Source organism: Profundicola chukchiensis (genome assembly GCF_029664245.1).
Lineage (GTDB): Bacteria > Bacteroidota > Bacteroidia > Flavobacteriales > Weeksellaceae > Profundicola > Profundicola chukchiensis.
Window position 1 is genome coordinate 1 of sequence record NZ_JANAIE010000012.1, and the last position, 4965, is coordinate 4965.

The 4965-nt window shown below is 46.9% G+C and carries 2 tRNA genes and 2 rRNA genes; all 4 read left to right on the forward strand.

Annotated features, from left to right (window positions below):
• Positions 1–13 precede the first annotated feature (13 nt).
• The 4 genes from NLM59_RS11490 (at position 14) to NLM59_RS11505 (ending at position 4888) form a co-directional block, all read left to right on the forward strand.
• Positions 14–1531: ribosomal RNA gene (locus NLM59_RS11490) — 16S ribosomal RNA — on the forward strand.
• Positions 1532–1659: 128 nt separating this feature from the next.
• Positions 1660–1733 (forward strand) — tRNA-Ile (locus tag NLM59_RS11495).
• Positions 1734–1833: 100 nt separating this feature from the next.
• Positions 1834–1907, forward strand: a tRNA-Ala gene (locus NLM59_RS11500).
• Between the two features lie 234 nt (positions 1908–2141).
• Positions 2142–4888, forward strand: a 23S ribosomal RNA gene (locus NLM59_RS11505).
• The 16S and 23S rRNA genes sit together here with 2 tRNA genes alongside, the layout of an rRNA operon.
• Positions 4889–4965: the final 77 nt, after the last annotated feature.

Genomic DNA, 4965 nt, shown 5'->3' on the forward strand with positions numbered 1-4965 from the left:
CATTTAAAATTTTACAACGGAGAGTTTGATCCTGGCTCAGGATGAACGCTAGCGGGAGGCTTAACACATGCAAGCCGAGGGAGAAGTTGTCTTCGGATAACGGACACCGGCGGACGGGTGAGTAACATGTATGCAACTTGCCCCTATCAGCGAGATAACCCGGGGAAACTCGGACTAATATCGCATAACAAACGGAATAGCATTATTTTGTTTTAAAAGATTTATCGGATAGGGATAGGCATGCGTAGGATTAGTTAGTTGGTGAGGTAACGGCTCACCAAGACGATGATCCTTAGGGGGCCTGAGAGGGTGATCCCCCACACTGGTACTGAGACACGGACCAGACTCCTACGGGAGGCAGCAGTGAGGAATATTGGACAATGGGTGAGAGCCTGATCCAGCCATCCCGCGTGCAGGAAGACGGCCCTATGGGTTGTAAACTGCTTTTATACAGGAATAAACCTACTCACGTGTGAGTAGTTGAAGGTACTGTAGGAATAAGCATCGGCTAACTCCGTGCCAGCAGCCGCGGTAATACGGAGGATGCAAGCGTTATCCGGATTTATTGGGTTTAAAGGGTCCGTAGGCGGGCTAATAAGTCAGTGGTGAAATCAAGCAGCTTAACTGTTTAACTGCCATTGATACTGTTAGTCTTGAGTGAATTTGAAGTTGCCGGAATATGTAGTGTAGCGGTGAAATGCATAGATATTACATAGAACACCTATTGCGAAGGCAGGTAACTAAGATTTAACTGACGCTGATGGACGAAAGCGTGGGGAGCGAACAGGATTAGATACCCTGGTAGTCCACGCCGTAAACGATGATTACTCGTTTTTGGTATTTAATATCAGAGACCAAGCGAAAGTGATAAGTAATCCACCTGGGGAGTACGTTCGCAAGAATGAAACTCAAAGGAATTGACGGGGGCCCGCACAAGCGGTGGAGCATGTGGTTTAATTCGATGATACGCGAGGAACCTTACCAAGGCTTAAATGCATAATGACAGATCCAGAAATGGATTTTTCTTCGGACAGAATGCAAGGTGCTGCATGGCTGTCGTCAGCTCGTGCCGTGAGGTGTTAGGTTAAGTCCTGCAACGAGCGCAACCCCTATCATTAGTTGCCAGCGTTTAAAGACGGGGACTCTAATGAGACTGCCGGTGCAAACCGCGAGGAAGGTGGGGACGACGTCAAGTCATCACGGCCCTTACGTCTTGGGCTACACACGTGCTACAATGGTTGGTACAGAGGGCAGCTACACAGCGATGTGATGCGAATCTCAAAAACCAATCTCAGTTCGGATTGGAGTCTGCAACTCGACTCTATGAAGCTGGAATCGCTAGTAATCGCAAATCAGCAATGTTGCGGTGAATACGTTCCCGGGCCTTGTACACACCGCCCGTCAAGCCATGGAAGCTGGGGGTACCTGAAGTTGGTGACCGTAAAAGGAGCTACCTAGGGTAAAACTGGTAACTGGGGCTAAGTCGTAACAAGGTAGCCGTACCGGAAGGTGCGGCTGGAACATCTCTTTTATAGAGCTAAAAGAAATTTTAATTCCGTTGACCTCTTGTTAGACTTAAGCAATCGAGTGTTTAATGTTCTTCTTATTTATTTTTTTTTACATATAATATAGTAATATAAGAGCCTAGAAAATACAAGGAGTCTCGTAGCTCAGCTGGTTAGAGCGCTACACTGATAATGTAGAGGTCGGCAGTTCGAGTCTGCCCGAGACTACAAAAGTAAAGATCGGGTAATATATTATTTGGAAAACTAGAAGTTGAGTAGGTAGTTAAAAGTCTAACTACTAGCTACTATATACTAACTACTAGTATATGGGGGATTAGCTCAGCTGGCTAGAGCGCCTGCCTTGCACGCAGGAGGTCATCGGTTCGACTCCGATATTCTCCACTACGTTAAGTATATTTACTAAAATCATATCTGGATAGATAGGTGAGGATATACAAGACAGAAGAAGTTCATTGACATACTGAAGTAGAAATACAAAGAAACAATAACGAGGTTTAATACAGTAAGATGTATTAAACATTGACATTAGAGAAAGATAGAAATATTATAATTAAAAGTTATTTAATTAGAGATAATTAAAGGCAAATACAAATAACCGAGCGCGAGAGCGTGGCGGCAAGAAATCGTTAAGGGCGTATGGCGGATGCCTAGGCTTCGAGAGGCGACGAAGGACGTGGTAAGCTGCGAAAAGCTACGGGGATTAGCACACATGAATTGATCCGTAGATATCCGAATGGGGCAACCCACTATACTGAAGGTATAGTACCAGAGATGGGGCAAACCCGGTGAACTGAAACATCTAAGTAGCCGGAGGAAAAGAAATCAACCGAGATTCCCAGAGTAGTGGCGAGCGAAATGGGACCAGCCGAGCATATATAATTATTAGAATTACCTGGAAAGGTAAACCGAAGAAGGTGATAGTCCTGTATAAGAAAAGCATATATGACGTATTAAGTAGGGCGGGACACGAGAAATCCTGTTTGAAGATAGGGGGACCATCCTCTAAGGCTAAATACTCCTCGAAGACCGATAGTGAACTAGTACTGTGAAGGAAAGGTGAAAAGCACTTTGAATAAAAGGGTGAAAGAGAACCTGAAACCGTACGCCTACAAGCGGTCGGAGCATCGTAAGATGTGACGGCGTGCCTTTTGCATAATGAGCCTACGAGTTACTGTTACTGGCAAGGATAAGATATTAAGTATTGGATCCGCAGCGAAAGCGAGTCTTAATAGGGCGAACAGTCAGTAGGAGTAGACGCGAAACCTTGTGATCTACCCATGGGCAGGTTGAAGCTGTGGTAACACACCGTGGAGGACCGAACCCGTTGACGTTGAAAAGTCTTGGGATGACCTGTGGGTAGGGGTGAAAGGCCAATCAAACTGGGAAATAGCTCGTACTCCCCGAAATGTATTTAGGTACAGCGTATAATTAGTCTTATAGAGGTAGAGCTACTGATAGGATGCGGGGGCTTCACCGCCTACCAATTCCTGACAAACTCCGAATGCTATAAGATGATGTTATGCAGTGAGGGCTTGGGTGCTAAGGTCCAAGTCCGAGAGGGAAAGAACCCAGAATATCAGCTAAGGTCCCTAAATATATGTTAAGTTGAAAAAACGCGGTTAGATTGCATTGACAGCTAGGATGTTGGCTTGGAAGCAGCCATTCATTTAAAGAGTGCGTAACAGCTCACTAGTCGAGCGATCTAGCATGGATAATGATCGGGCATAAACATATTACCGAAGCTATATCATCCACCTTTGAGGTGTGATGGGTAGGGGAGCATTCTATAGGCGCTGAAGGTGTACTGCGAGGTATGCTGGAGCGTATAGAAAAGAAAATGTAGGCATAAGTAACGATAATGCGGATGAGAAATCCGCACGCCGCAAGACTAAGGTTTCCTCAGCTATGCTAATCAGCTGAGGGTTAGTCGGGACCTAACGCGAACCCGAAAGGGGTAGTGGATGGACAACAGGTTAATATTCCTGTACCTGCTCACAACGAAAGTGACGGTTCTCCCAGATGTTTACGTACTGACGGAAATGTACGTTGAGCCTAGGCTACGGCCGAAGCGAAAACAAGTAAGAGGATCCAAGAAATAGCGAGTGAAGCAGCCCGTACCGCAAACCGACACAGGTAGTCGAGGAGAGTATCCTCAGGCGCTCGAGTGATTCATGGCTAAGGAACTAGGCAAAATGGTCTCGTAACTTCGGGAGAAGAGACGCCACCCTCCGGGGTGGCCTCAGTAAATAGGCCCAGGCGACTGTTTATCAAAAACACAGAGCTTTGCTAAATCGAAAGATGATGTATAAGGCTTGACACCTGCCCGGTGCTGGAAGGTTAAGGAAGGATGTTAGCTTCGGCGAAGCATTTAACTGAAGCCCCAGTAAACGGCGGCCGTAACTATAACGGTCCTAAGGTAGCGAAATTCCTTGTCGGGTAAGTTCCGACCTGCACGAATGGTGTAACGATCTGGGCACTGTCTCAGCCATGAGCTCGGTGAAATTGTAGTATCGGTGAAGATGCCGGTTAATCGCAATGGGACGAAAAGACCCTGTGAACCTTTACTATAGCTTCGTATTGACTTCGGGTAAACAATGTGTAGGATAGGTGGGAGACTACGAAGCGGGCGCGCCAGCGTTCGTGGAGTCGTCCTTGAAATACCACCCTTTGTTTATCTGGAGCCTAACCTCTTGATTGAGGGACATTGCGTGGTGGGTAGTTTGACTGGGGTGGTCGCCTCCGAAAGGGTAACGGAGGCTTTCAAAGGTACCCTCAGCACGCTTGGTAACCGTGCGTAGAGTGTAATGGCATAAGGGTGCTTGACTGAGAGACCTACAAGTCGATCAGGTGCGAAAGCAGGACATAGTGATCCGGTGGTTCCGTATGGAAGGGCCATCGCTCATAGGATAAAAGGTACTCCGGGGATAACAGGCTAGTCTCCCCCAAGAGCTCACATCGACGGGGAGGTTCGGCACCTCGATGTCGGCTCGTCACATCCTGGGGCTGGAGAAGGTCCCAAGGGTTGGGCTGTTCGCCCATTAAAGTGGCACGCGAGCTGGGTTCAGAACGTCGTGAGACAGTTCGGTCTCTATCTATTGCGATCGTTAGAAGTTTGAGTGGGCTTGACTCTAGTACGAGAGGACCGAGTTGAACGAACCGCTAGTGTATCTGTTGTGGCGCCAGCTGCATCGCAGAGTAGCTACGTTCGGTTAAGATAAGCACTGAAAGCATATAAGTGCGAAACTTGCCACAAGATGAGACTTCTTTTAAGGGCCGTGGGAGACGACCACGTTGATAGGCTACAGATGTAAAGGCAGCAATGTCAAAGTCGAGTAGTACTAATTACCCGTAGATTTATGCATGTCACCTCTCGCAGAGAAGGTTACTTGTATTTGTTTTTAACTATCAATATCATTTAACGATGAGTTGATACTTTGTA